Origin of the sequence: Cohaesibacter celericrescens, assembly GCF_002866925.1 — a bacterium.
GTDB lineage: Bacteria > Pseudomonadota > Alphaproteobacteria > Rhizobiales > Cohaesibacteraceae > Cohaesibacter > Cohaesibacter celericrescens.
Map to the genome: position 1 here is coordinate 127,751 of NZ_PKUQ01000031.1, position 24,974 is coordinate 152,724.

A 24,974-nucleotide genomic window follows, 5' to 3' on the forward strand; every position below is an offset into this window, starting at 1 on the left:
TTTTGTCGCCTTTGGCGATGGCAATTGGTCTGGATTAACCGCTCTCTTGTCACGGCTTGGCTGCATTGATACGCTGGCGCGTCTTTCCCCGATCAAATCTTCTCTTCTAGCCAAGTGGTTTTCTATGGACATCGATAAAATCAGATCTGAAACGCCGGGCCTTTCCCATGGCATTCACATGCTTGCCTGCGGTTCGGCTCTTCCTTCTCAATCAGTTGTTGATGCCGTCGTGGAATTCACCCAACTGGAATCGCGCATTGGGGGGTATGAAGCCCATACCCAAGAATCAACAATGCTGGACGCCACTTATGACAGTGTCGCGCGGTTGGTCGGGGCCCAGCGCCATGAGATCGCATTGGTAGAAAATGCGACCGTGGCTTGGTGTCAGGTCTTCTATACATTGCCTCTAAAGGCCGGTGATCGCATCATCACCTGTCAGGCGGAATATGCAGCCAATTATGTGGCCTTTCTGCATCGCCAAAAAAAGGATGGCATTGAGATTGATGTAGTACCCAATGACGAGGCTGGCGCCTTGGATATCACGGCGCTCGACGCCTTGATCACGGATCGCACGGCACTCATCGCCATCACATGGGTGCCAACCAACGGTGGCTTGGTAAACCCCGCAGCCAAGGTGGGGGCGATTGCCGCCAAACATCAAATCCCTTATTTGCTCGATGCCTGTCAGGCCGTGGGGCAAATGCCGGTGGATGTGACCACGCTCAAATGCGATTTTCTTTCGGCAACGGGCCGCAAATTCCTGCGGGGGCCGCGGGGTACCGGCTTTTTGTATATCAAGGAAAAGTGGCTTGAAAGGCTGGAACCTGTGATGCTGGATCACTTTTCCGCTCCGCTTGAAGATTCCAGTCTCTACAGTCTGCGCAGCGATGCTCGGCGATTTGAAACATGGGAAAACAACTATGCCTTGCGCGCGGGGCTTAAAGTGGCCTGCGATTATGCCATGGTATTGGGTTTGGAAAAGATTCAATCACGCGCATGGGGGCTGGCCGCCTCTTTGCGGGAGAAGCTTTTGGGCCTTCCGGGCACAACGATTATGGATCTTGGTGCGGAACACTGTGCCATCGTCAGTTTTACCATCGACGGATTGGATCCGGTGGAAACCGTTGCCCTGCTCCGCCAAAAGGGAATTTCGATCGGCGTAACAACACCCGCCAGCACCAAGTTGGATGCGGAGCGGCGGCACTTGCCTGTGATGCTGCGCGCCGCGCCTCATTATTTCAACAATGAAGATGATCTTGATGCCCTGATCCGGGCGTTAAAAGACATGCTCTAAGGAGCCAGTATGCCCGAATTGCCTGAGGTAGAGACTGTGCGACGCGGCTTGATGCCCGTTATGGAAGACACGGTCATTGAAAGCGCCGAGATCCGCCGCAAGAATCTACGTTTTGATTTCCCGGACGCTTTGGCGGAGCGATTGACAGGGCGCAGGATTGTTGCTCTTGGGCGGCGCTCCAAATATTTGTTGGCCGATCTGGACGACGGCATGGTGCTTGTGATGCATTTAGGCATGTCGGGTTCCTTTCGAGTGGTCACCACCGATGAGAGCCATTTGATCGCGGACGCGGCTTTTCATGCCGCAAGGGGCAAAAAACCAGCGCATGATCATGTGGTGTTGCATCTCTCCACCGGCGACGCCGTGCTGTATAATGATCCGCGCCGATTTGGCTTTTTTGACCTGATTGCAAGGGCCGACCTGGCCGACCACCCTTATTTTGCCAGGCTCGGCATTGAGCCGGTGGGCAATGAATTGAGCGCGGATTATTTGGCCGAAAAATTCAACGGCAAGAAAACGCCACTGAAATCAGCGCTTCTGGATCAGCATATCATCGCAGGACTCGGCAATATTTATGTTTGCGAGGCCTTACACCGCAGCGGACTTGATCCACAAAGACAAGCGGGCAGTTTGGTTACCAAAGCAGGCAAGGCGTCCAGCAAGCTGATGCTTCTGACCGATGAGATTCGCGCCACCATTCATGAAGCAATTAAAGCGGGAGGATCAACCTTGCGCGATCATACCAAGACCGACGGCAGTCTTGGTTATTTTCAACATCGCTTCAAAGCCTATGATCGCGAAGGTGAGCCCTGCCGCACCGAGGGCTGCGGCAGCACAATCATCCGCATCACCCAAAGCGGGCGCTCAACCTTCTATTGCCCTAAGTGCCAAAAATGATGGGTTTAAGACCGCTTTTCAAGTCATTTTCTGCAAGGTTTCTCGAACGAAAATCTGAGAATCGAAGGGTTTCTTTCCTTCAAACCATCGCCACTTTAGCATTGTTTAGCTTAGGGCTTTTTATCGCTTATTTGAGGTTCACTCGAAATTTTTAGCGACAGATCTTCTCTGAATGTGCCAAGCGACAGTCAAAAAGAAAGGGAGCCTTAGCTCCCCTTTATTGCGAAATCATCGATTGCCCGATCAATGGGTGATCAGCGTGCCTGCACCGCCTTCGGTGAACAGTTCGAGCAACACCGCATGGGGCACTTTACCATCGAGGATAACCACGCCCTGCACGCCCTTGTTGAGGGCCTCGATGCAGGTTTCGACTTTGGGAATCATGCCGCCAGAAATGGTGCCATCTGCAATCAGGGCATGAGCCTGTTTGATGGTCAGCGCCTTGATCAACCGTCCCTCTTTGTCCAACACACCGGGTACGTCGGTGAGGAACAACAAGCGCATGGCATCAACGGCCCCCGCGATTGCCCCGGCAAAGGTGTCTGCATTGATGTTGTAGGTGTGGCCATCGGCACCGGGAGCGACAGGGGCTATAACCGGTATAAGCGCGTCACGGGCAACCATATCGATGACAGACCGATCCACCTTTTTAGGCTCACCGACAAATCCAAGATCGACAACTTCCTCGATGGCACTGTCGGGGTCGCGGATGGTTCGGGTCAATTTTTCTGCCGTTACCATATTGCCGTCTTTACCGCACAAGCCAATTGCGCGACCGCCCTCTGCATTAATGTCACGTACGATGGACTTGTTGATAGAACCGGCCAGAACCATTTCCACCACTTCCACGGTGTGGGCATCGGTGACACGAAGCCCGCCTTTGAATTCGGATTTGATGCCCAAACGCTCCAGCATCGATTTGATTTGCGGCCCACCACCATGCACGACAATTGGCTTCACGCCTGACTGCTTGAGCAAGACAATGTCGCGTGCGAAGGCTTGGCTGAGGTCTTCCTCGCCCATGGCATGTCCGCCATATTTCACCACAACGGTCTGTCCGTCATAGCGCTGCATATAGGGCAGAGCTTCGGAAATGGTTTTGGCGCGGTTGGCGGGTTTGTTGGAAGCTGTGTCAGGTTTATCGGACATGAATTTTCTCAAGTTTTGCAGAGGATCAACTGGTCTAGCTCTATAAACCTTTGGAACCAGAAGGGCAATCGGGACGTTTATTTGCTCTCAGAACACATTCAATCACCGTCAGTTGGGATGGACTATTTTTGAACGTGCTCTTCAGAAGAAATTTATTGCCCTTCAGACAAATGCAACATTTGGGCGCGCAACAGGGTGATGCCGATTTTCTTTTCAGCCGAGGTGAGCAGCACTTCAGGGTGTGCTGCGGGGCGTTTTTTAATGCCCAGCTTTACCTTCACAAGTGTCTTTGTCAGCTCCGATAGTTTGGTCTTGTCCACTTTGGTCAGGATCACCTGATAGTTGACCGCTGCTTTATCAAGCGTGGTCATCACATCCAGATCGCTCTGCTTGAGACCGTGCCGACTGTCGACCAACACATAGACGCGGCGCAAATTGGGGCGCCCCTTGAGATAATCAAGGATGAGCTGGTTCCAAGCCGCGACTTCCTTTTTGGATGCTTTGGCATAGCCATAACCAGGCATGTCGCAAATGACGAGTGTAGGGTCTTTTTCAGGACGAAAGAAATTGAGCTCTTTTGTCCGGCCTGGCGTCTGGGAGGTCCTGGCAAGCGCTTTGCGGCCAGTGATCGCATTGAGCAGAGATGACTTGCCCACGTTGGATCGACCGGCAAAAGCGATTTCCACACCCTCGATCGGGGGCAGCTGATGGAAGAATTTCGTTCCCCACATGAAATCCCATGCTTGCGCGAACAGCAGTCTTCCGCGTTCGGCCGATTCCAGATCCACTTCATCTTCACCCACCAGCGCAGCAAGGCCAGTCAGTTCTTCAGCTTGGGGAGAGATCTCAGGTTTGTTCGGGTCGGTCATGGCACGGGATCCAATAATGAGAAAGGCAGACCTTGGTTAGCCTGCCTTGCTTCGAGAAACAAGCGGTTTGCGGCTGATTAGGATGCAGAATCGCGACAAATCACCTTGGAAGCCTGTTCCAACGCATCTATATCTGCTCCCTGTATCAAGGAGCGATACTCGCTTATCATTTCAACAGGCCAGTCCCACCATGCCAAAGCCATCAAACGGTCGATCACATCGGGTTCAAAACGCAGACGAATGAGTTTGGCGGGATTACCCCCAACAACCCCATAGGCTGGCACATCGCGGCTGACATAGGCCCCTGCCGCGATTATGGCTCCGGAACCGATGGTCACACCGGGCAAAATGGTCGCATTGCGGCCAATCCACACATCGTCACCAACAACGGTATCTCCCCGCGACTGGGCCCGATAGGAATCCAGATCAAAGCCCTCTTGCCAGCCACCACCCATCGCCGCAAAAGGATAGGTGGAAAAACCGTTCATGGCGTGATTGGCGCCGTTCATGATGAAGGTAGCGCCGGTGGCTATCGCGCAAAACTTACCGATGACCAAATGGTCACCAATGAATTCAAAATGGTAGAGCACATTGTTGCTCTCAAAGCGTTCCGGCCCGTCAGGATCATCGAAATAGCTATAATCTCCCACCGAAATCAGCGGATTGCTTATGAGAGGTTTGAGAAAAGCGACGCGATTTTGGCCCGCAATTGGATGGGGCTGGTCTGGGTCGGGACCATAAGACATGGGATTGGACATGATTAGCTGACCTGTTCGTTAAAAGGATGGGCAACAAAATATCCAGCAGACTAGGCACAAGGCTATCTGTCGGCAGTCGAACAACTGCATCGAACATCGAAGGTAATCGCCACACCATCTGCTGCTGTCAGTTAATCATCAAAACAAGTCCTTCTGCGCGAAACAACGAGGGTTATAAACCAATATCAAGATGGTGCGTTGATGCAACGATCAAGGTTGATGATACTCATTGTTTGGCAGGATATGTGGCATTCACACAACAAAAAGGCGGCCCGAAGACCGCCTTTAATTGTATCAATTGTATCATTAGATCCGTTATTCTGGCTTCTTTTTGCGCGAGAAGGAATCTTTGATGTTCTGGAAGATCTCTACCTTGGCACCATGCTTTTTCATAATGGTTGCCTGCTGCAGGATCGACAGTGAGTTGTTCCAGGCCCAGTAGATCACCAGACCGGCAGGGAATGTTGCCAGCATAAAGGTGAAGATAACGGGCATCCAGTTGAAGATCATCTGCTGGGTTGGATCCGTAGGAGCCGGGTTCAGCTTCATTTGTACGAACATGGTGATACCCATGATCAGTGGCCAGATGCCGAGGATCATGAAGCTGGGCGGGTCCCAAGGAATAAGACCAAAGGCAGTGAAAATGTTGGTTGGATCTGGTGCCGACAAATCCTGAATCCAGCCAAAGAATGGTGCATGACGCATTTCGATGGTGATATAAAGCACCTTATAGAGAGAGAAGAAAACCGGGATCTGGATCAGAATGGGCAGGCAACCGGCAAGCGGATTGACCTTCTCATTCTTATAGAGCTCCATAATCGCCTTTTGTTGACCCTCTTTGTTATCAGCAAATGTCTTTTTGATCTCTTCCATTTTTGGCTGAAGCATTTTCATCTTCGACATGGAAGCATAAGATTTGTTTGCCAGCGGGAAGAAGATTGCTTTAACGCCAACGGTGACCAGCAGAATGGCGACACCGAAGTTGCCGAACATGCCATACAGATAATCGATCACGGCAAACATCGGTTTGGTCAGGAAGTAGAACCAACCCCAGTCAATCAACAAATCGAAGTTGTAAGCGCTTGTGGTCGACTGAACGGCATCAAGAACCGCAACTTCTTTTGCGCCAGCAAACAGTGCGGTTTTATAGGATCCAGAGGACCCAGCGGCTACACCAACAGCATCGCCAAGATAATCGGACTGATATGCTGGTTTGCCAGCGACTTCACTGTAGCGGAATGTCGGCTGGAAAGACTGGCCCTGTGGCGGGATGATCGCAGTGGCCCAATATTTATCCGTGATACCGACCCAGCCTTGGGTGGATTTGGCAGGCGTCTCGATGCGGGATTCGGCGAGATCCTTATAATCCACTTCTTGCAAGCCGTCGTCACCGGCAACGCCAATTAGGCCTTCATGCAAGATATAGAGACCAGAGGTCTTGATATCGCCATGCCGTGAGATCAAACCATATGGATAAAGGGCAACCGCCGCGTCCGAGCTATTTTCTACCTTTTGATCAATAGAGAACAGATAATTTTTGTCCACAGTGATGGTGCGGATAAACTTCAGGCCAGCGCCATTGTCCCAACTCAAAACGAGCGGTGTATCCAACGTCAACTTAGCGCTATCACTTGCAGACCAGACCGTGTTGGCATTAGGAACGGCGATATCCGTTGACCCTGCGACCCAACCAAACTCAGCATAATAGGGAGTAGCGCTGCCAGAAGGGGACAGAAGCACGATTGTATCACTGTCTTTGTCCAGCGTCTCACGATAGTCGTTGAGATGCAGGTCGTCTATGCGACCGCCGGTCAAGTTGATCGAACCGGACAATTTAGGCGTGTCGATATCGATGCGGACAGATTGGGCCAGAACCGCAGCGGTAGTTTGTGGCACCGCTCCTGCGATTTGGACGCCGGGAACCACCGCACTGTTGCCGGTCGGACTGGTCACGGTCCCTGATTGGGCATCTGTTTGGCTCTGTGTCGCTGCTTGTTGAGCTGCGATTTGCTCTTGCCTAACCTTCTCCGCTTGCATCTGTGGTGCGGCGACAAAATACTGCCAGCCTAACAACACAACAAACGACAAGGCGATGGCAAGGAAGAAATTGCGATTATTTTCCATCGACTTTCTTCATCCCGTTTTTTGCGGATTTGCCTGCGGGTCTAAACCACGCAGACAGGTCCGTCACATTTGTTCCACCTGGCCACTCTTACGAGCGGCGTTAAGTGTTCTAATCGAATTTGAACCACGTTTGAACGGTCCTGACATGCAGCCCAGTTGGCGCTGTCGTCAACCAATGTGCCATAACTGGCCTTGTTGTGGTCCAATGAATACGCAAAATCAATCGGTCTTTTGCGTATTTTTGTGTGCCGCTGGCTCTCTTGTGCTAACGGAATTGGGCGCTTCGGTTGCTTTTGAATGCGGCCGCCTTTTTCGATAAGCCCCATCCGTTTTGCCACCCATTATATCGCGCACGCACCCTTTGAAGTCGGCAACCATGGCATCGAACGTCAAATGCAATGCTCCGAACCGCCCTATCAAGACATAGTCCCAGCCTGACTTCAGGTGATTCGGACCATGCAGCCGAGCCAGTTCGCGCAGACGGCGTTTGACTCGGTTGCGAACCACAGCGTTGCCCACTTTTTTTGTAACCGTGAACCCAACTCTGGGTGGCTGCAAATCTTCCGGGCTTCGCCGTATGGCCTGAAGCACAAAACCGCGACGCGAGAGACGAGCTCCCCTGGCCGCGGTTAGAAATTCGCTGCGCTTTTTCAATCGAAGCATCAATGCCTCCATGAAGCGCTGGTCGTCCGAGATAGGGACGAGAAAAATTGCTCTTTTCCACCCCCAGACATACAAAACCGCCAGATTTGAAACTCAAGGAGCCCAAAAACTGGCGGTTGTTGCTGATGTCTTAGGCAGACAGACGCTTGCGTCCTTTTGCCCGGCGTCTAGCCAAAACCAGACGGCCATTCTTAGTTGCCATCCGTGACCGGAAACCGTGGCGGCGCTTGCGCACCAGGTTACTTGGCTGAAAAGTCCGTTTCATGGGCTTTACTCCGCTTTCGCGGCCCCTTTTTTGATTTTCTCAAATCCCATCAGGCCGGGTAAAAAAGAGCGCCTCGAATGAGACGCTTTCCGCGATCCTGATACACTTGCTGCGGCTTATACGGAGATGCGGCCCCTGAGTCAATTGGGATCATCCAAAAAAGCTATTTTTTGCCAATGCTCAACCACTCAATCAACCACAAGGTCGATATCACAGCCCAATCACCGGACAAGCACGGACTGTCACATCGACGTGAGGCCTGTTTGAGGTGGGATCAAATGACGGTGAGACACCCCACAAGAGCATCTTTTAGGGCTATATAGAAATCAGAACAGTCAGCAAAGAGAAATGATATTTTCTTTGCATGACCTGAAAATGACCGCTTACCAGACAGAATGAGCCATATGATAAATCCGATCCGAACGTCACGCAACCACAGCCGCAAAGCAATACAGGGCTTGGCGGTTGCCCTGTTTGCGGGTTCTGTGCTTTTCGGGCTTGAAGCACAAGCCGCATCACTTGCCAAAAACTTTACCCCCAGAGGGGCTCAAACTCTGGATCATTCTGCCTTTGGTGCTTTGCTGTCCCAATTTGTCATACCCGGAACGGATGGCATCAATCGGGTCAACTATCGCGGCCTCAAAGCAGCCCGCTCCAAACTGCAGGCGTATCTGACGCGTATGCAAGCGGTGTCGGTACCGTCTTTATCATCCAAGGCAGCCAAGGCTTATTGGATCAATCTATACAACGCCAAGACGCTGGATGTGGTTGTTACGCATTATCCGATGAAATCAATCCGCGACATCAATCTGGGCGGCGGCTTTTTGACAAAAGGCCCTTGGAAGAAAAAACTGCTGAAAGTCGGAGGGGTTGACTTGTCACTGGATGATGTTGAACACAGCATCGCCCGCGCGACTTGGAAAGATCCCCGTCTACATTATGGTTTCAACTGTGCATCCATCGGTTGCCCCAACCTTGATACATCAGCCTATAGCGCTAAAACCATTGACGCACAGCTGGATGACGCCGCCCGCGCCTTTGTCAATCATCCGCGGGGCGTGGCGGCCAGCAAAGATGGCCTGACGGTTTCTAAACTTTTCAAATGGTACAAAGCTGACTTCGGCAACGACAACCAGCGGCACGCCCACTGGCAAAAATATGCAACAGGGTCTCTCAAGACCAACCTATCGTCCAACAAGACCGTCAAAGCCTATCGCTATGACTGGTCTTTGAATGAGGCCCGCTAAACAATGACCGACCAAATGACACAGACATCAGATCAATCCAGCATGATCCTGAGTAAACTGAAAAAATGGGGGCCTTTGTTCGCCATTATCGGCCTTATGGGTTTTGGTTTTTCTCAAGGCTGGCACAGCTATCTCAGCCTTGATTCTCTGGTACGCAATCGGGCGCTTTTGGCTGGTTATGTCGCTGATCATTATGCATTGATGCTTGGCGGCTACGCGCTGGCCTATATTCTTGCGGTTGCTCTTTCTTTCCCAGGGGCGTCCTTTTTGACCATTGCCGGTGGCCTATTGTTCGGCTGGGCCGTTGGTGGGGTGACAACCGTATTTGCGGCGACAGTCGGGGCCTCCCTTATCTTTTTGGCGGCCCGTTCAGCATTTGGAGCGTCGTTGCGCGCCCGCGCCGGTGGTTTTATTGATCGCTTTGCCGAAGGGTTTCGTGATGACGCCTTCAACTATTTGCTGTTTTTGCGACTTGTCCCATTGTTCCCATTCTGGCTGATTAATGTTGTGCCCGCGCTGTTCAATGTGCGGCTGGGCTCCTATTTCCTAGCTACTTTTATTGGCATTCTTCCGGGCACATTCGCCTACTCTTTCATCGGGGCGGGACTGGACAGTGTGATTGCAGCGCAACGCGCCGCCAATCCTGCTTGCGCAACAAACCCTGATTGCAGTGTAACCCTTGATCCATCAGCCCTCATTACCGGTGAGCTGATTGCGGCCTTTGTGGCAATGGGATTTGTATCGCTGATTCCGCCTGCGCTGAAGGCACTGAAAAAACACCGTTCGCAGAAATCCACTTGAACAATACGCCAAATAGGCGAAAAAAGACGATAGGGCTGTGATTGCGCTTCTGGGCCCAAAAGGAAATTCTATGACCAAACAGATTAAAACCGATATATGTGTGATTGGCGCCGGTTCGGGAGGCTTGACTGTTGCCGCCGCTGCTGCGGCCTTTGGCGAAAATGTCATCTTGCTGGAAAAGGGCAAGATGGGTGGCGACTGCCTGAATTATGGCTGTGTCCCTTCCAAGGCAATGATTGCCGCAGGCAAACAGGCGCACGCCATGCGCAAAGCCAACCTTTTTGGAATCAGTTCTGTTGAACCCAATGTCGATTATTCTGCCGTGCATGATCACATCCATGCCGTGATTGGCGCCATTGCACCAAATGATTCGGTCGAACGCTTTGAAAGCCTTGGCGTCAAGGTGATACAGCAGGCAGGTCAGTTCAAAGATGCCAAGACGGTCGTCACAGCAAATGGCAAAACCGAAATCACGGCCCGCAGGTTTGTTATCGCGACCGGCTCTTCGGCTGCAAAATTGCCCATCAAAGGGTTGGATGATGTCGATTATCTCACCAACGAAACCGTATTTTCGCTGACCGAACGCCCGCAAAAGCTGGTGATTATTGGTGGCGGCCCGATCGGCATGGAATTGGCCCAAGCCCAGCGCCGGCTTGGTGCTGACGTCACAGTTCTGGAAGCCTTTGGTGTCCTTTCTAAGGATGATCCGGAAATGTCGGCGGTGGTTATCGATCAGGTTCGCCGTGACGGGGTAGACATTCGCGAAGGCGTACGGATCGCCCGTGTGGAACGGCCACACAATCGTGTCGAACATCCCCATGGTGCGAAAATCATCCTCTCCACGTTATCTGCCGATGGCGAGGAAACTGGGGGAGAAGAAGAGATCGAAGCCACCCATCTTCTGGTCGCAGCAGGTCGCAGCCCCAATGTAGAAGGCCTTGGTTTGGAGAATGCACAAATCAAGTATGACCGCCGTGGCATCAAGGTCAAATCAAACCTCAAGACGTCGAACAGTCGCGTATATGCGATCGGCGATGTAACGGGCGGACTGCAATTCACTCATGTTGCCGGTTATCATGCCGGTCTGGTGATTCGCTCCATGTTGTTCCGCATGAATGCCAAAGAAGATCGCTCGATCATCCCATGGGTGACCTACACAGATCCGGAAATGTCCCATGTTGGTCTGAATGAAGAACAAGCCCGTGAGAAGCATAAAGGTGTCAGCATTCTACGCTGGCCTTATGGGGAAAATGATCGCGCGCAAGCCGAGCGCAAGACCGAAGGCCTTATCAAGATTATCATTGACAAAAAAGGTGTTGTTCTTGGTGCATCGGTGGTTGGTGCCAATGCAGGTGAAATCATCAACATGTGGTCGCTGATTGTTTCTCAGAAAATGAACGTCAAGGCCATCGCCGGTTACATCTCCCCCTACCCGACTTTCTCCGAGATTGGACGACGCGCAGCGATCAGCTATTATGGCGACTTGCCGAAAAAACCTATGATTCGGCGTGTAATTTCCTTCTTCAAATTATTCGGATAGAGGGCACAGATCAGACAACAGACTGGCCATGGTGTCCTGCCCTTACGAACCTCAAAACTGGACGGACCCATGGCTGACCTGCTCACTCTCGATAATTTTTTTACTTTTCTTATGCTTACAGTGCTGCAAGCCGTCCTGGGTTTTGACAATCTGCTTTATATCTCAATCGAATCTAAACGCGTCGCCATAGACAAACAAGCCATGGTGCGCAAAGTGGGGATCGGATTGGCGATTGTCCTGCGCCTAGTGTTGTTGTTTGCGATTATGTCGGCCATCTCCTATTTCCAGACACCCTTTGTCTCTTTTCATGTGACCGGAATTGTGGAGGGCGATGTCAATGTGCACGCTCTGATCGTGCTTCTTGGCGGGGTGTTCATCATGTATACCGCGTTCAAAGAAATCATGCATATGCTCAGCATTGATGATCTGGAAGGCCATGCTTCTGGCAAGAGCCTACGGTCTGTTGGCAAAGCCATTTTCTGGATCGTCGCGATGAATTTGATTTTCTCTTTTGATTCAATCCTCTCCGCTATGGCGTTGACCAACGTGTTCTGGGTGATGGCGGCAGCGGTTGTGGTGTCAGGTATCGGCATGATCTTTCTGGCAGACACCGTGTCCAATTTCTTGCAAAAGAACCGTATGTATGAAGTGCTCGGCTTGTTCGTGCTTTTCATTGTCGGCATCATGCTGATCTCTGAAGGCGGACACTTGGCGCATCTTTCCTTCTTTGGTTTCCACATCGAGCCCATGGCAAAAAGCACCTTCTACTTCGTTCTGGCAGTGTTGGTCGTTGTTGATATTGTACAGGGGCGCTATCAGAAGAAACTGATTGCGCAACGCAATGCCGAGATGAACAACACCAACGCCTAGCGGATGCCCGCATTTTCAGAACAGATTAGGGTGGCCCTCGGGTTTGCGCTGGTGCTATTGTGCCGGTGTACATTGGGGGCCATTTTCGCAGAGAGACAAGATGTCTGAGCGCATATACATCAAAGACGGTTTAAGCCTCGATCCGGACGAACTTAAAGAGCGTTTTATTCGCGCTTCCGGTCCGGGCGGTCAGAATGTCAACAAAGTTTCGACCGCTGTTGAATTGCGCTTTGATGTGTCAAATTCGCTGTCCCTACCGGGCTATATCAAAGCCAATCTGCGCAAGAATGCGGCGCATCTGATGACGCTGGACGGGGTTATGGTGATGCAAGTGCAGACCCATCGCACCCAAGCCCGCAATCGCGAAGAAGCCACCGAACGATTGGTCGCATTAATCGAAAAGGCCTCCTACCGGCCCAAACGACGCATAGCGACCAAACCAACACGCGCCAGCAAGAGACGGCGGGTGGATACCAAAACCAAACGTGGTGCCTTGAAAAAAACGCGCTCAGGCAAAAATTTTGAATAAGAATGCAGGATATTCCTGCATAAGTGCTTATTACATCACCAGTGATCCCATCGCGGCCATACGATAACTCAGCGCTTCAGCAATCTCTTCCTTGCCGGGTTGAGAGCGCCCGGCTAAATCAGCCAAAGTACGAGCGACTTTGAGAATCCGGTGATAGCCACGCGCAGATAAAGCCATGCTGTCAGCAGCATGCGCCAGCAATTTCCGCGCCTCGCCCTTTGGCTCACAAACCTTTTCAATGACACTGGCCGGACATTGAGCGTTGGTCAAAATGTCTCCAAACCCAAGAGCCTGATAGCGCTCTTTTTGTAAGTGTCGAGCGTTCAAGACACGGAACCCCACCTCGGCGGAGCCTTCTTTGGCCGAGGGCAACATCAAATCACTGGCTGAAACGGCCGGAACCTCAATGCGGATGTCAATACGATCCAGCAATGGGCCTGAAATGCGGGCCTGATAATCTGAAGCGCAACGTTGCCCGCGTTTGCAGACATACCCCGGATCCCCCGCATGGCCACATCGGCAAGGGTTCATTGCAGCAATGAGCTGGAAGCGTGCCGGATAGGTGACCCGATGATTGGCGCGTGAGATCACGGCCTCACCGCTTTCGATGGGTTGGCGCAAACTGTCCAGCACTTGCGGTGTGAACTCAGGCAATTCATCAAGAAACAAAATGCCGTTGTGTGAAAGGGCAACCTCACCGGGCTTGGCACGCAAACCGCCACCGACCATTGCGGCCATGGACGCAGAATGATGTGGCGCACGAAACGGTCTGGCAGCAGACAATTGCCCCTGAGGCAACAACCCCGCGATGGATTGGATCATAGAAACGTCGAGCAACTCAGCGGGACTGAGTGGCGGAAGAATGGTCGGCAAACGCGACGCTAGCATGGATTTCCCCGAGCCAGGAGGCCCAACCATCAGCAAATTATGACCACCGGCGGCTGTGACTTCCAGCGCTCGTTTGGCCATTTCCTGCCCCTTGATGTCTCTTAGATCGAGCCGCGTGTCTGTTTCTGTGCGAATGGCCGCTCGCGGCCGCGACAGCACCTGCGTGCCCTTGAAATGATTGGCCAATGCAATCAGACTGTCTGGGGCTAAAATGGTCATATCCGGATCAGCCCAAGCGGCTTCCGCCCCACAATCGGCTGGGCAAATCAGCCCTCTATCCTCACCATTAGCGGCCATGGCAGCGGGCAATACACCAACAACCGAGGCGAGACGACCATCAAGTGCCAGTTCTCCCAAAGCGGTATAAGCGTCAAGACAGTCAGCAGGAATGGCACCAATGGCGGCCATGAGACCCAAAGCAATGGGCAAATCGAAATGACTGCCCTCTTTGGGCAAATCTGCAGGTGCGAGATTGATGGTGATGCGCTTGGGTGGCAGAGACAAACCAGAAGCGGTCAACGCAGCCCGCACCCGCTCGCGACTTTCAGCCACCGCTTTGTCAGGGAGACCAACGATGGTGAAAGCGGGCAAGCCTGAGGCAACTTGCACCTGAACATCAACAGGTCGGGCCACGATGCCATGAAAAGAAACTGTCTGAACGTGTGCGACCATGGCCAGCCCCGGTGAGTACAATTGAAGAACCTAATTTCACAACCTTAAAGAGCCGCCAATTGCATTGCAAGAACAAATACCGAACAATATACGGGTGTGCAGTCTCGGTTTTTCGTGTAATTTGGGGGACAGAAACCATCACACCACATGCAATAGGGATTGACCTGACAATGCCGAACCCGAAATCTTCTATCCACTATTGCCAGTATGACAGCCCTTTGGGCCGCCTAGTGGTGGGTGGAGCCGATGGCCGATTGGGTTTTCTGCATTTACCCAAAGAGGGCCGCCCGTTCGAACCCGAGCCAGACTGGATTCCGGTCCCCTCTTCTTTTGATGACACGCGTCACGAACTGGATGCATATTTTTCCGGCAACCTCAAACAATTCACCGTTGCCTACCGGTTGATTGGCACTGATTTTCAAATGGCGGTGTGGCACGCGCTTGCAGCTATCCCCTATGGGGCCTTGCGGTCTTATGGCAACATCGCCAAAACGGTAGGCAGACCAAAAGGGTCGCAAGCCGTCGGGATGGCCAACAATGCTAACCCCTTGCCCATCATCGTTCCATGCCATCGGGTTATTGGGACCGATGGGTCGCTAGTTGGTTTCGGGGGCGGAATAAAAGCCAAGATCTGGCTATTGGAGCACGAGGGTATCGCTCCGAGCCAGGTGCATACACCCAATCAAATGGGATTGCCCTTTTAGGCGCCCCCATTCTACAGAGCAGCCCCTGTTGCTATCGTTGGATCTCGTTGGATATCAGGCCAACAGCGTCTATTTCAACGGACACCACATCGCCATTGTCCAGCGCTTGTGTGCGCCCAGGCGTCCCCATGAAAATCAGATCGCCTGGCAACAGCGTGAAATAACGCGATAGATAGCTCAGCACTTTGCTTGGTTTGTGAATCATGTTTTTGGTGTTTTCTTGTTGGACAATTTCACCATTCAGGCGCGTCGTAAGAAGCAGGTTGTTGTAATCAACTCCCGTTGCGATTACGGGGCCAACAGGACCAAATCCATCAGCGGCCTTGGACCGCATCCATTGCAAATCACTGCCTTGCCAGCTGCGTTCTGTCAGATCGTTGCCTGCCGTTACACCAAATATGTAATCTGGAGCCTCTTCGATTGAAACATTCTTGGCGGTTTTACCAATGACGAGAACCAACTCCCCCTCAAAATGCACATTGGTTGCATCCTTTGGCAGTAGAATCGGTGCTTGGTGCCCAATGAGTGATGTTGGTAATTTAAGGAACAAAGGTGGCGGCGCATCTGATTGCGATGAGATGTGGCTCGCAAAATTCATACCCACAGCAAAGACTTTTGATGCTTGTGTTGGTGGCAAAATCGAGACTGAGTTAAGCGCGACCTGCCTGCCCGATTTCTCGGACATCGGAAACAGCCCACCCGCCAAAATGTCAATCATCGCACCGTTCAAGATGCCATAATGCGTATCTCCGCCTTGTTCAAACCGGAGATATTTATCCGCGGCAGACGCAAAGGACGAGGCAGCAAAGCACATAATAAAAATAGCGCCAGCTAAAATACGGCTCCTGTTTGAGTTAGTCATTGCCACCCCAATCAATTAATTATCCAAATATGAAATGATACGGGTCCATTCAGCCCCGATGTCTTGCTCGACTTGTTCCTGCCCCGCCCGACGATACCAATAGCGCGCGTTCGAAATATCGCCTTCGATCAGATGGACCAGTGCATGCCCCAGATCATAATCCGGCTCGCCTTCATGAGCCTGACAAAGATCGTGGCATGCCTCCCAATTTGGGCCGGTCGTGAACTTATCATCTGCCAGTAATTTTACCGCATCTAAAAGCACCGCATCCGTCATATCAGCCTCCCCTTTGATTGGTTTGACCAATAGTAACCGCAGATTATCGGCTTCGACAAGAATATAACAAAACTCGATGCCCACCAACCCAGACGCCAGGACGTTTAATCGTCCAGCAAATGCTCATATCGTTGATCGGTTAGTGTCTTGAGGAAAGCCACCAAGGCCTTGATACGTTGATCATCCAATGCAGGACCGGTGGTCAGTTCTTTGACATCCAGCGTTGCAGGCACTTCAGGGTCACCAAATGGCTTGCCCGTTTCGGGGTTGATCTGGGCTGCTGCCGATTTGGAATTGTAGCGATTATAGAAACGAACCACAGTTTCCAAATCAGCGAACACGCCATTGTGCATATAGGGACCGGTGACCGCGACATTGCGCAAGGTTCCCGTCTTGAACTTGCCGTCCCACGCTTTGTTTTTAACCTGTGGGTTGGCCAACAGGCCATGGTCCACGGCATCCGCAGCCGAGCCATTGACGGCGCGCAGGGCTTTGTTCACGGGAACGCCGATATTGAAATATTGATAATTGGAGAACGGCTCCCGCGCCGCGCCCGGTGTTTTGTGCAATTGGTGACAAAGATTGCAGTTGGTAAATTGCTGAGAGAAAAACAGCGTCCGGCCCAATTCCTCATCACGGCTGAATTCGGCCTCACCGCGCAAATACCGGTCATATTTGGAATCAAACGGACTGAAAAATTCCGTGCGTTCAAAGGCCGCGATGGCGTCGGTCATGGCTGCATAGGCTTTGTCGGCATCGTTAAAAATGCCATCGCCATAAAGCAGTTTGAAACCAGACACATATTCGTCATTCTCCTGCAGGCGCGTTACAACGGACATCTTGTCCGGCATACCCATTTCCAGAGGATTGAGCGGCGGCCCTCCAGCCTGACCTTCAAGATTGCTCTCACGGCCATCCAGAAACTGCCCACCAACCCACAGGCCGTCTTTGTTTTTGTGGAAGTCTGGTGTTATCGCGGCATAGGAAGCCGTTGGAGCATTGCGATCCCCAATGGACACTTCATCATCACCCAACGAAGCAGCGCGCCCCACAGGCCCATCCTTGCCATTGTCTCGTGGATCCGCAAAACCGGATTCCGGCGCGTGACAGGTTGCGCATGATTGGTTTCTGTTTTTCGACAGATTTTCATCAAAGAAGAGTGCAGCACCCAAGCCTTCCAACGTCGCCTTGTCGGTGGGGAGGGTCGGCAAATCTTGGGCTGTGGCGGCAACGCATGTCAGCAACGGGGCCACAGCGGCATAGGCCGCCAAAGTCCGCAGCTTTTTAAAGTGAGACATAGATATCCTCATATCAAAAGCATGCGTTTAAGGCCGGTCACGCCAAACGCAATCCAAAAGGGTTGGTCCTTGAGAATTTAATTCGTGCGATCTTTTTGGCCCAGACTTGGCGGAGGGTCAATCACATATGGTTATTTAGCGCGCTTGGCTTCAATGTTATCCCAGATCATGGCAGCGATATCGATACCATCCAGACGTTTGATCACGCGGATACCGGTTGGGGATGTAACATTGATTTCGGTGAGATAATCACCGATCACATCGATGCCAACAAAGATAAAGCCACGCTCTTTTAGGGATGGCCCGATGCGGGCGCAAATTTCTTTCTCCCGCTCGGTCAGCACGGTTTGTTGTGCTTGGCCACCGACCACCATGTTCGAGCGCAGATCATCAGCAGCAGGGATACGATTGATCGCGCCGACAGGTTCTCCATCAACCAAAATGATGCGCTTATCGCCATTTTTAACGTCGGGCAGGAATTTTTGGGCAACCCATGGCTCAACGAAAATCTCACCAAACAAACCCATTAAAGAGCCGAAATTCTGGTCATCCTTTCGCAGCCGAAATACTGCTGCCCCGCCATTGCCATACAGTGGCTTCATAACGATATCACCGTATTTTTCCTTAAAGATCCGCAATTCTTTCTCAGAACGGGTAATCAAGGTTGGCGGCATCAAGTCGGGAAACTCGGTGACGAAAATCTTTTCCGGCGCGTTACGCACCTGGGCTGGATCATTGACCACCAAAGTCTTAGGGTGCAGACGCTCGAGCAAATGCGTGGCGGAAATATAGGCCATATCAAATGGCGGATCTTGACGCATATGGATCACGTCAAAGGTAGCAAGATTGGTGCGAACCTGTTCCCCAAGCGTATAGTGATTACCTGGCTCGTCACGTACCTCCACCGTTTCAACCTGCGCAAAGACTTCGCCGTCTTCCATTGCCATGGTGTCAACGGTGTAGTGGAAAAGCTCATGACCGCGACTTTGCGCCTCTAGCATCAGGGCAAAACTGGAATCCCCCGCGATGTTAATGCCTTCGATATGATCCATCTGGATCGCGACTTTAAGGGGGCGGGCTTGGACCATAACGGGGCTCCGGTGCACGGTGGCTAAAATTTGGGAATGCCCGAATGAAGCATTCGGGCGCGACTTTCTATATGTCCGCTTTGTCTATCAATTTCAAGGCGGTCAAAGCCACAACTGTCAAAATGCGTCAAAAGCAGCTTCAATATGCTGCCAGAGAGGCACAAATCGTGCCCCCTTGGCAAAGGCCATCACATCGAAGCGGTAAGTGTTGATTGTTTCATCAGGGTAAGCGGCCAGATAGTGCGAAGCGGCAGTGACAATGCGGGCCTGATTGCGGGGCGTGATCGAATAGAGCGCGTCATCAATTGATGCGCGATATTTGACTTCCACAAAGACCAACAGATCGCCCTTGCGACAGATCAGATCGATTTCCCCCCCTTGCGCCTTGTAGCGGCATTTCATAATTTGAAACCCTTTGGCGCGCATCAACCAACCAGCCCACCGCTCCGCCCGTATGCCGCGATCATAACTACGTTTGCGCTGCTTTTCTTTGGCAACCGCCATTGCACTGGCTTTGGCATTTGGGCGGTTTTTAGTGGATGCTGGTTCACCAATCATACCGGTTAGCTTTCATCGGGAGTGGTGGTGCGGTCTTTCAGGCTTTGAGCCAATTTGTAGATGTCATTTTTCTTGGCACCGACTTTGGTGGCGATGTCAGCCGACAATTGTTTAACATGCAAACCTGCCTGCAGCCCTTCCAGAATCATTGTTTCAATATCCTGCTCGCTGGTGACTTGAACGTCCCCCGGCCCTAACAGAATGACAGCCTCCCCTTTGGGCGCTTCTGCGGTGGCATAATGCTCGGCGAGCTTATGCAGCGGGCCACGATGGAAATTTTCAAATTTCTTGGTCAACTCTCGCCCAATGACCGCAGACCGTTCGCCACCGAGCATGTTGGCCATCGCCGTCAGAACAGGGCCTAGCCGACGAGGGCTTTCATAAAACACCAGTGTACCGGGCACAGCTGACAAATCGGCCAGCTTCCGGTCACGGGCACCCGCTTTTTGTGGTAAAAATCCTGCAAAGTGAATCTGGTCAGTCGGCAGCCCTGCGGCCACCAGCGCCGACAACATGGCCGACGCACCAGGAATAGGGACCACATCATAGTCAGATGCTATCATATCGGCGACGAGCTTGTATCCGGGATCGGACAACAGCGGCGTACCGGCGTCAGATATCAACGCCACAGCTTTTCCGTCTTTCAGCGCTTGCAACAAATATGGTCTTTGTTTGTCGGCATTATGCTCGTGATAGGTGATCAATCGGGTTCGGATACCATAATGGGTTAGCAACTTGCGAGACACCCGCGTATCTTCGCAAGCAATCAGATCGGCGGCGGCTAACACTTCAAGCGCGCGGATTGTCATATCCTTGAGATGGCCAATTGGAGTTGCAACAATATACAGAGCTGCAGGCAGTTTTTGTGCCCGCACCTTGTTACCAAAGAGGATAAAATTTGAACTGGCATCACCTTCAACCACCTCATTTTCATAAGATTGCATTTTATCATCATGCATCTCTTGGTATTCTTCATCTTGTGTGGTGGTCATGGTGTTCGGCCTGCTATCGTTGATTCTATCATTGGTGATTCTATCAATTGAATGAGAATCCTTGAATTTTGTCAGCCCATGTGAATTTGCATGGGAATTAGCGACAATTTGGCCACAGTTCTGCCGAAACTTTAGCCAATGCTGCGTTCAAAATCCAACCAGCTTGTTTTGACAGGTTATTTCTGACAAATCAAACGAACAGATGCGCGTCGTGTTTAATGCTACATCGACTGGTCCGGAGGCACTGTAGCTATCTACGTTGCCTCGGATGCGTCGGTGAAACATCACAACATTCTGAAACGACGCGCCTGAATTTCAGGCGAACGGTCTGATCCTGGAGGCCCGTATAGATGCGTATTTTTCGACAGTCACCCAAGCCAAAGACCGCCCTACTCAAAGGTCTGATGAGACACAGCCTAGCAGGTGCGATGCTTGGTGCCGTTGCGTTGCTCGCAGCTTGTCAGCCAGTCAGCATGTCCGGACCCGGGTTTGGTACTTCGAACAACACGCTTGGCCAACCAGCAGTCCTGGCACAGCCAACCGGCGAAGTGCTTGGGTCTGGTTCTGTACGCGTGGCCTTACTAACACCTTCATCAGCGCAAGGGTTCTTTGGGCAAACCGGCGTTGCCATTCGCAACGCCACCGCCATGGCACTGGAAGATTACAGCTCGGCTGATTTGCAAGTTATCGTGAAGGATGTCGGCACGGGAGCCACAGCAGCCACCGATCAGGCAGGGCGTGCGCTGGCGGAAGGCGCTCAATTGGTCATCGGGCCACTGCGTTCCTCATCAGTCAAGCAAGCTGGACTGGTGTTAAAACCAGCGGGCGTGCCGATGATTGCCTTCACCACTGACACTGGCGCTGCTGCGCGCGGTGTTTATCTTATCAATTTCTCTCCGGAAAATGACGTAGAGAGCATCCTGTCCTATGCAGCGTCCAAAGGCAAACGCAGCCTCGCTGCGATGCTCCCCAGCACACCTTACGGTTCGGTGGTGGAGGCTGCCCTCAGGCAATATGCTGCTCGTTTTGGCATTCGGGTCGTGACCATCGAGAAATACAAAGCCGGCTCACAACCAGATCCGTTTGATTTGCAAAAGGCCGCGGAACAAATCGCCCAGATCAAAGGCCAGGTGGACACCCTATTCATACCGGAGGCGTCAGCTGCAATATCCGCAGCACAGCTCTTGGCTGGACAGGGCGTGCGTGCCAATTCTGTTACCTACCTTGGATCAAGCCAATGGGACAAACCCGAGATTTTGCGAGAGCCAATGCTCAAGGGCGCTTGGTTTCCGGCTTCCCCAACATCCCTTCGGAATGACAAAGGCCAAATCATAGGCTTTGAAGCCTTTGCGAATCGCTATGCTTCCAAATATGGGCAGCAGCCACCGCGCGTTGCTGCGTTGGCATATGATAGTATCGTTCTCACCGCCACATTGGTCGCATTGGCTGGCGAGCGCCGGTTTGCACACGAGACACTTACCGGCCCGCAAGGCTTCATTGGCTTTGGTGATGGTTTTTTCCGCTTCCGCGGCGATGGAACATCCCAGCGCAGTTTGGCGATTATGGAGATTGCTAGCGGATCGTCCCGCATCATCCAAGATGCCCCGATGTCCGCAAGCGGCCTACCAAAGTAATTGGTATCTTATGTAAAAGAAAAAGGGAGCCATTGGCTCCTTTTTTATTGAGCGCATGGCCATTTTATCTCAAAAGGCCCGCTTGGCCGTTTGTGGCCGGTATATAATGGATAAACAGCATTCATTGCAGAGACTTTTTGCCTACACCAACCTAAGAATAATGGCGGTCGTTGTGTCTCCCACGACGGCGCACTGATGTCCTCCTAAATCGCCACGCAAATAAGCCCTCTTGCGCGATTAGGCCAGAGCGGCGACCAGTGAATTGAGCACCAAAAAACCGGCACGAGTGGCGCGAATCCGATTGTTGCCTTGCCGCTCGATTAGGCCAAGGCCAATAAGGTCATCCACTTTGTCCCAATCCATCGAGCGGCCCGCCAGTAGAGCATATCGATCCAGATTGATGCCTTCCTTGACGCGCAAGCCCATGATGAGAAATTCATCGCCTTGCTCTTCCGGACTCAAGCCATCCTCTGTTATTGCTCCGGTGCCTTGCTCTTCGACCCGCTTGAGCCAGCTTTCGGGGTGGCGCTCGTTGGCCGTGGCGATGCGGCCTGTTGGGAAGGTCAAACGACCGTGGGCGCCTGCACCCACACCGACATAATCACCATAGCGCCAATAGGTCAGATTGTGCCGAGATTCAAAGCCCGGTTTGGCATGGTTGGAGATTTCATAAGCAGGCATGCCGTTGGCTTCCAACACATCATGAGTCATTTGATACAGCGCCACAGAGGTGTCTTCATCGGGCAAATCAAATTTACCATTGCGATAGAGAGCAAAAAACGGCGTATCTTGCTCAATGGTCAGTTGATAAAGAGACAAGTGATCAGCGGCGAGCGAAACAGCTTCTTCCAGTTCCTTTGCCCAATCGTCGGGCGTTTGTTTGGGCCGCGCATAGATAAGATCAAAGGACATACGAGGGAAATGGGTTTGCGCCAATGCAATGGCAGCGCGGGCTTCATCGGCGCTGTGCAAACGTCCCAAGAAGCGCAATTGCTCGTCATGCAACGACTGGACCCCCAAAGACACACGATTCACCCCAGCGGCCGCATAGCCTTTGAAATGATCCGCTTCCACCGAGGTAGGGTTGGCCTCTAGTGTGATTTCCGCATCCGCATCGACAGGCCACAGCTTTGCGATTGCATCCAGCAGATCCGCCACGATGGCAGGCTGCATCAGGGACGGCGTGCCACCCCCAAAGAAAACTGACGTGACCGTTTTGTTCAGGCCGGCAGCTCTTTGTCTTTCGGCATACTGGCTTAGCTCGGCAATCATGGCGCGAGCGAAGCGTTTTTGATCCACAGGTTTGTGGCGAACGTGGCTGTTGAAGTCGCAATAAGGGCATTTGGCCATGCAGAAAGGCCAGTGCAGATAGAGACCAAAGCCGGGATTATCCGGCCCTGGCATGGTTTCACTTTGTGCCCGTTGCTCGGTCATTCAGCCCTTATCCTTCCAGACAAGCATCAGCGAAGAGCTTAAACGCCCGCGAGCGGTGAGACAGACCCTTGTCTCCGCCAGGCTTCCAGCCGTGTTTTTGTTGAGAGTCCATTTCACCAAAGGTGATGCTATGGCCCTCTGGCTGGAACATCGGATCATATCCAAAGCCCTTATCACCACGCGGTGGCCAGACAGCTAGACCCTCGACTTCACCACGGAAAAACCGGGTTTCGCCATCCGGCCACGCAAGGCACAGAACCGCAATAAAGCGGCATGTGCGCTGATTGGCTTGTGTCGCCCCTTTGACCTGCAGCTTTTCTTCAACATTGCGCATGGCTTGAGCAAAATCCTTATCCGGACCCGCCCATCGAGCCGAATAGATGCCCGGGTCGCCATTCAATCCATCGACAGCAAAGCCGGAATCGTCGGCCAGAGCAGGCAGACCGGTCGCATTGGCGGCGGCCACCGCTTTCAATTCCGCATTGGCTTCAAAGGTCGTGCCCGTTTCTTCTGGCTCTTCCAAGTCCAACTCGGTTGCGGTTTTTACGGTCAGACCATAATGGGCAAGCAATTCGCGAATTTCACGAATTTTGCCCTGATTATGGCTGGCAACGACAAGCGGTGTTTGTGCGGTAAGCTTGTTTGTCATCCTGCGCCCCTCGGTTTATTCAGCTGCATCAGCCGTTTGTAGGACCAGCAATTCGCTGATGCCCTTTTTGGCCAATGCCAGCAGTGCCATCAATTCTTCTTCCGAGAAAGGCTCGCCTTCAGCTGTGCCCTGAATTTCGACAATGCCACCCTTACCGGTCATAACAAAGTTGGCGTCTGTTTCGGCATCCGAATCTTCCAGATAATCAAGATCAAGAACCGGCGTGCCAGCATAAATGCCGCAAGAAATGGCCGCGACCTGATCTTTCAGAATTACAGCATCGGCAGCGATCATGCCACGGGTGCGCATCCATTCGATGCAGTCATTGAGCGCGATCCAAGCACCAGTGATGGACGCGGTGCGGGTGCCGCCATCGGCCTGAATGACGTCGCAGTCAACAGTGATTTGCCGCTCGCCGAGAGCACCGAGATCCACGATGGCGCGCAATGAGCGGCCAATTAGACGCTGGATTTCCTGAGTACGGCCCGACTGCTTGCCTGCTTGGGATTCGCGGCGCATACGGTCACCAGTGGCGCGGGGCAACATGCCATATTCGGCCGTGACCCAACCACGATTCTGACCGCGCAACCAAGGCGGGATTCGCTCTTCAAGGCTTGCAGTGCAAAGAACATGGGTGTCACCGCTTTTGATCAAGCAGGAGCCTTCCGCATGTTTGGAGACATTGCGCGTGATGCTCACTTCACGTTTCTGGTCGGGCGTTCGTTTGGAAGGGCGCATAAAAATCTCCTGCCTTGCCGTTGTTTTAGATGCTAATTGGATATCAAGCATTTCGGGGCGAATCACCCCATCGCTTGTCAATTCGCATACAGTGTCTATATGAAATTTTGTGCAACACGTATTTCGATACATGAGGCATTGCTTGGGACTTCTTAGAAGTGCTGGCCTTGATAGA

Annotated in this window: 25 protein-coding genes; 9 read left to right on the forward strand and 16 right to left on the reverse strand. The window is 52.3% G+C overall.

What is annotated here, in order from left to right; translation table 11 throughout:
* Nucleotides 1-124 precede the first annotated feature (124 nt).
* The gene (locus C0081_RS14870; RefSeq protein WP_101534624.1) at nt 125-1,294 is read left to right on the forward strand and encodes an aminotransferase class V-fold PLP-dependent enzyme; all 1,170 of its coding nucleotides are present in this window, start codon (nt 125-127) and stop codon (nt 1,292-1,294) included.
* A gap of 9 nt (nt 1,295-1,303) precedes the next feature.
* Nucleotides 1,304-2,191 carry a bifunctional DNA-formamidopyrimidine glycosylase/DNA-(apurinic or apyrimidinic site) lyase gene (mutM, locus tag C0081_RS14875; protein WP_101534625.1) on the forward strand — a complete coding sequence of 296 codons (888 nt, stop codon included), beginning with the start codon at nt 1,304-1,306 and terminating at the stop codon, nt 2,189-2,191.
* Nucleotides 2,192-2,434: 243 nt separating this feature from the next.
* Here the strand turns inward: mutM and argB are convergent, their stop codons facing one another.
* The 6 genes from argB to rpmH all read right to left on the reverse strand — a co-directional run bounded on the left by argB (nt 2,435) and on the right by rpmH (nt 8,019).
* Nucleotides 2,435-3,340: an acetylglutamate kinase gene (gene argB, locus C0081_RS14880; RefSeq protein WP_101534626.1), complete on the reverse strand. Its 906-nt coding sequence runs from the start codon at nt 3,338-3,340 to the stop codon at nt 2,435-2,437.
* Between the two features lie 152 nt (nt 3,341-3,492).
* Entirely contained in the window at nt 3,493-4,209 is a 717-nt protein-coding gene (yihA, locus tag C0081_RS14885) for a ribosome biogenesis GTP-binding protein YihA/YsxC (RefSeq protein WP_101534627.1), read from the reverse strand.
* Nucleotides 4,210-4,286: 77 nt separating this feature from the next.
* Nucleotides 4,287-4,967 carry a CatB-related O-acetyltransferase gene (locus tag C0081_RS14890; RefSeq protein ID WP_245417961.1) on the reverse strand — a complete coding sequence of 227 codons (681 nt, stop codon included), beginning with the start codon at nt 4,965-4,967 and terminating at the stop codon, nt 4,287-4,289.
* A 315-nt stretch (nt 4,968-5,282) separates the two neighbouring features.
* The gene (yidC, locus tag C0081_RS14895) at nt 5,283-7,091 is read right to left on the reverse strand and encodes a membrane protein insertase YidC (protein ID WP_101534628.1); all 1,809 of its coding nucleotides are present in this window, start codon (nt 7,089-7,091) and stop codon (nt 5,283-5,285) included.
* Nucleotides 7,092-7,310: 219 nt separating this feature from the next.
* Nucleotides 7,311-7,754 carry a ribonuclease P protein component gene (gene rnpA / locus C0081_RS14900; RefSeq protein WP_245417962.1) on the reverse strand — a complete coding sequence of 148 codons (444 nt, stop codon included), beginning with the start codon at nt 7,752-7,754 and terminating at the stop codon, nt 7,311-7,313.
* Between the two features lie 130 nt (nt 7,755-7,884).
* A complete protein-coding gene (gene rpmH, locus C0081_RS14905) occupies nt 7,885-8,019 on the reverse strand; it encodes a 50S ribosomal protein L34 (RefSeq protein ID WP_101534630.1) in 135 nt (44 codons plus the stop codon).
* A 404-nt stretch (nt 8,020-8,423) separates the two neighbouring features.
* On the opposite strand from rpmH, the gene C0081_RS14910 reads away from it, so the two are divergent.
* From C0081_RS14910 to arfB, 5 genes are all read left to right on the forward strand, one after another.
* Nucleotides 8,424-9,266, forward strand: a complete 843-nt coding sequence (locus C0081_RS14910) for a DUF547 domain-containing protein (RefSeq protein ID WP_180966912.1) — start codon at nt 8,424-8,426, stop codon at nt 9,264-9,266.
* Between the two features lie 15 nt (nt 9,267-9,281).
* Entirely contained in the window at nt 9,282-10,067 is a 786-nt protein-coding gene (locus C0081_RS14915; RefSeq protein WP_245417963.1) for a TVP38/TMEM64 family protein, read from the forward strand.
* 70 nt (nt 10,068-10,137) lie between these two features.
* Nucleotides 10,138-11,607 carry a dihydrolipoyl dehydrogenase family protein gene (locus C0081_RS14920; protein ID WP_101534633.1) on the forward strand — a complete coding sequence of 490 codons (1,470 nt, stop codon included), beginning with the start codon at nt 10,138-10,140 and terminating at the stop codon, nt 11,605-11,607.
* 69 nt (nt 11,608-11,676) lie between these two features.
* Entirely contained in the window at nt 11,677-12,477 is an 801-nt protein-coding gene (locus C0081_RS14925; protein ID WP_180966913.1) for a TerC family protein, read from the forward strand.
* Nucleotides 12,478-12,577: 100 nt separating this feature from the next.
* Nucleotides 12,578-13,006 carry an alternative ribosome rescue aminoacyl-tRNA hydrolase ArfB gene (gene arfB / locus C0081_RS14930; RefSeq protein ID WP_101534634.1) on the forward strand — a complete coding sequence of 143 codons (429 nt, stop codon included), beginning with the start codon at nt 12,578-12,580 and terminating at the stop codon, nt 13,004-13,006.
* Nucleotides 13,007-13,036: 30 nt separating this feature from the next.
* On the opposite strand, the gene C0081_RS14935 is transcribed toward arfB, so the two are convergent.
* Complete coding sequence (locus tag C0081_RS14935; RefSeq protein WP_101534635.1) at nt 13,037-14,566, reverse strand: YifB family Mg chelatase-like AAA ATPase; 1,530 nt, start codon at nt 14,564-14,566, stop codon at nt 13,037-13,039.
* 170 nt (nt 14,567-14,736) lie between these two features.
* Here C0081_RS14935 and C0081_RS14940 point away from each other — a divergent pair, with 170 nt between their 5' ends.
* Nucleotides 14,737-15,270 (forward strand): methylated-DNA--[protein]-cysteine S-methyltransferase, encoded by a 534-nt coding sequence (locus C0081_RS14940; RefSeq protein WP_101534636.1) that lies wholly within the window; start codon nt 14,737-14,739, stop codon nt 15,268-15,270.
* A 31-nt stretch (nt 15,271-15,301) separates the two neighbouring features.
* Here C0081_RS14940 and C0081_RS14945 read toward each other — a convergent pair whose 3' ends face one another.
* The 6 genes from C0081_RS14945 to rsmI all read right to left on the reverse strand — a co-directional run bounded on the left by C0081_RS14945 (nt 15,302) and on the right by rsmI (nt 20,344).
* Nucleotides 15,302-16,132: a fumarylacetoacetate hydrolase family protein gene (locus C0081_RS14945; RefSeq protein ID WP_210200520.1), complete on the reverse strand. Its 831-nt coding sequence runs from the start codon at nt 16,130-16,132 to the stop codon at nt 15,302-15,304.
* Between the two features lie 15 nt (nt 16,133-16,147).
* Nucleotides 16,148-16,408, reverse strand: a complete 261-nt coding sequence (locus C0081_RS14950) for a hypothetical protein (RefSeq protein WP_101534915.1) — start codon at nt 16,406-16,408, stop codon at nt 16,148-16,150.
* 104 nt (nt 16,409-16,512) lie between these two features.
* Nucleotides 16,513-17,706, reverse strand: coding sequence for a cytochrome-c peroxidase (locus tag C0081_RS14955; protein WP_101534638.1), 1,194 nt, complete (start codon nt 17,704-17,706; stop codon nt 16,513-16,515).
* A 131-nt stretch (nt 17,707-17,837) separates the two neighbouring features.
* Nucleotides 17,838-18,794: a glutathione synthase gene (gene gshB, locus C0081_RS14960; RefSeq protein WP_101534639.1), complete on the reverse strand. Its 957-nt coding sequence runs from the start codon at nt 18,792-18,794 to the stop codon at nt 17,838-17,840.
* A gap of 117 nt (nt 18,795-18,911) precedes the next feature.
* Nucleotides 18,912-19,352: a YraN family protein gene (locus C0081_RS14965; protein ID WP_101534640.1), complete on the reverse strand. Its 441-nt coding sequence runs from the start codon at nt 19,350-19,352 to the stop codon at nt 18,912-18,914.
* 5 nt (nt 19,353-19,357) lie between these two features.
* Nucleotides 19,358-20,344 carry a 16S rRNA (cytidine(1402)-2'-O)-methyltransferase gene (gene rsmI / locus C0081_RS14970; RefSeq protein ID WP_101534641.1) on the reverse strand — a complete coding sequence of 329 codons (987 nt, stop codon included), beginning with the start codon at nt 20,342-20,344 and terminating at the stop codon, nt 19,358-19,360.
* 350 nt (nt 20,345-20,694) lie between these two features.
* Between rsmI and C0081_RS14975 the strand changes: the two genes are divergently transcribed.
* Nucleotides 20,695-21,978 (forward strand): penicillin-binding protein activator, encoded by a 1,284-nt coding sequence (locus tag C0081_RS14975; RefSeq protein ID WP_101534642.1) that lies wholly within the window; start codon nt 20,695-20,697, stop codon nt 21,976-21,978.
* A gap of 237 nt (nt 21,979-22,215) precedes the next feature.
* On the opposite strand, the gene hemW is transcribed toward C0081_RS14975, so the two are convergent.
* From hemW to rph, 3 genes are read right to left on the reverse strand one after another with little or no spacing between them, the layout of a single operon-like run.
* On the reverse strand, nt 22,216-23,412 hold the full coding sequence (gene hemW / locus C0081_RS14980) for a radical SAM family heme chaperone HemW (RefSeq protein WP_101534643.1): 1,197 nt from the start codon (nt 23,410-23,412) through the stop codon (nt 22,216-22,218).
* A gap of 7 nt (nt 23,413-23,419) precedes the next feature.
* Complete coding sequence (gene rdgB, locus C0081_RS14985) at nt 23,420-24,061, reverse strand: RdgB/HAM1 family non-canonical purine NTP pyrophosphatase (RefSeq protein WP_101534644.1); 642 nt, start codon at nt 24,059-24,061, stop codon at nt 23,420-23,422.
* 15 nt (nt 24,062-24,076) lie between these two features.
* Nucleotides 24,077-24,799, reverse strand: coding sequence for a ribonuclease PH (gene rph, locus C0081_RS14990; RefSeq protein ID WP_101534645.1), 723 nt, complete (start codon nt 24,797-24,799; stop codon nt 24,077-24,079).
* Nucleotides 24,800-24,974: the final 175 nt, after the last annotated feature.

Bases quoted from the DNA above. Each gene is read 5' to 3' on its own strand.
- rnpA (WP_245417962.1), bottom strand. From the start codon at position 7,754: ATGCTTCGATTGAAAAAGCGCAGCGAATTTCTAACCGCGGCCAGGGGA.
- arfB (WP_101534634.1), top strand. From the start codon at position 12,578: ATGTCTGAGCGCATATACATCAAAGACGGTTTAAGCCTCGATCCGGAC.
- C0081_RS14945 (WP_210200520.1), bottom strand. From the start codon at position 16,132: ATGACTAACTCAAACAGGAGCCGTATTTTAGCTGGCGCTATTTTTATT.
- C0081_RS14910 (WP_180966912.1), top strand. From the start codon at position 8,424: ATGATAAATCCGATCCGAACGTCACGCAACCACAGCCGCAAAGCAATA.
- C0081_RS14915 (WP_245417963.1), top strand. From the start codon at position 9,282: ATGACACAGACATCAGATCAATCCAGCATGATCCTGAGTAAACTGAAA.
- rpmH (WP_101534630.1), bottom strand. From the start codon at position 8,019: ATGAAACGGACTTTTCAGCCAAGTAACCTGGTGCGCAAGCGCCGCCAC.
- mutM (WP_101534625.1), top strand. From the start codon at position 1,304: ATGCCCGAATTGCCTGAGGTAGAGACTGTGCGACGCGGCTTGATGCCC.
- rsmI (WP_101534641.1), bottom strand. From the start codon at position 20,344: ATGACCACCACACAAGATGAAGAATACCAAGAGATGCATGATGATAAA.
- C0081_RS14975 (WP_101534642.1), top strand. From the start codon at position 20,695: ATGCGTATTTTTCGACAGTCACCCAAGCCAAAGACCGCCCTACTCAAA.
- argB (WP_101534626.1), bottom strand. From the start codon at position 3,340: ATGTCCGATAAACCTGACACAGCTTCCAACAAACCCGCCAACCGCGCC.
- C0081_RS14955 (WP_101534638.1), bottom strand. From the start codon at position 17,706: ATGTCTCACTTTAAAAAGCTGCGGACTTTGGCGGCCTATGCCGCTGTG.
- rdgB (WP_101534644.1), bottom strand. From the start codon at position 24,061: ATGACAAACAAGCTTACCGCACAAACACCGCTTGTCGTTGCCAGCCAT.
- C0081_RS14890 (WP_245417961.1), bottom strand. From the start codon at position 4,967: ATGTCCAATCCCATGTCTTATGGTCCCGACCCAGACCAGCCCCATCCA.
- rph (WP_101534645.1), bottom strand. From the start codon at position 24,799: ATGCGCCCTTCCAAACGAACGCCCGACCAGAAACGTGAAGTGAGCATC.
- gshB (WP_101534639.1), bottom strand. From the start codon at position 18,794: ATGGTCCAAGCCCGCCCCCTTAAAGTCGCGATCCAGATGGATCATATC.
- yihA (WP_101534627.1), bottom strand. From the start codon at position 4,209: ATGACCGACCCGAACAAACCTGAGATCTCTCCCCAAGCTGAAGAACTG.
- C0081_RS14940 (WP_101534636.1), top strand. From the start codon at position 14,737: ATGCCGAACCCGAAATCTTCTATCCACTATTGCCAGTATGACAGCCCT.
- C0081_RS14965 (WP_101534640.1), bottom strand. From the start codon at position 19,352: ATGATTGGTGAACCAGCATCCACTAAAAACCGCCCAAATGCCAAAGCC.
- C0081_RS14950 (WP_101534915.1), bottom strand. From the start codon at position 16,408: ATGACGGATGCGGTGCTTTTAGATGCGGTAAAATTACTGGCAGATGAT.
- yidC (WP_101534628.1), bottom strand. From the start codon at position 7,091: ATGGAAAATAATCGCAATTTCTTCCTTGCCATCGCCTTGTCGTTTGTT.
- C0081_RS14935 (WP_101534635.1), bottom strand. From the start codon at position 14,566: ATGGTCGCACACGTTCAGACAGTTTCTTTTCATGGCATCGTGGCCCGA.
- C0081_RS14920 (WP_101534633.1), top strand. From the start codon at position 10,138: ATGACCAAACAGATTAAAACCGATATATGTGTGATTGGCGCCGGTTCG.
- C0081_RS14925 (WP_180966913.1), top strand. From the start codon at position 11,677: ATGGCTGACCTGCTCACTCTCGATAATTTTTTTACTTTTCTTATGCTT.
- C0081_RS14870 (WP_101534624.1), top strand. From the start codon at position 125: ATGGACATCGATAAAATCAGATCTGAAACGCCGGGCCTTTCCCATGGC.
- hemW (WP_101534643.1), bottom strand. From the start codon at position 23,412: ATGACCGAGCAACGGGCACAAAGTGAAACCATGCCAGGGCCGGATAAT.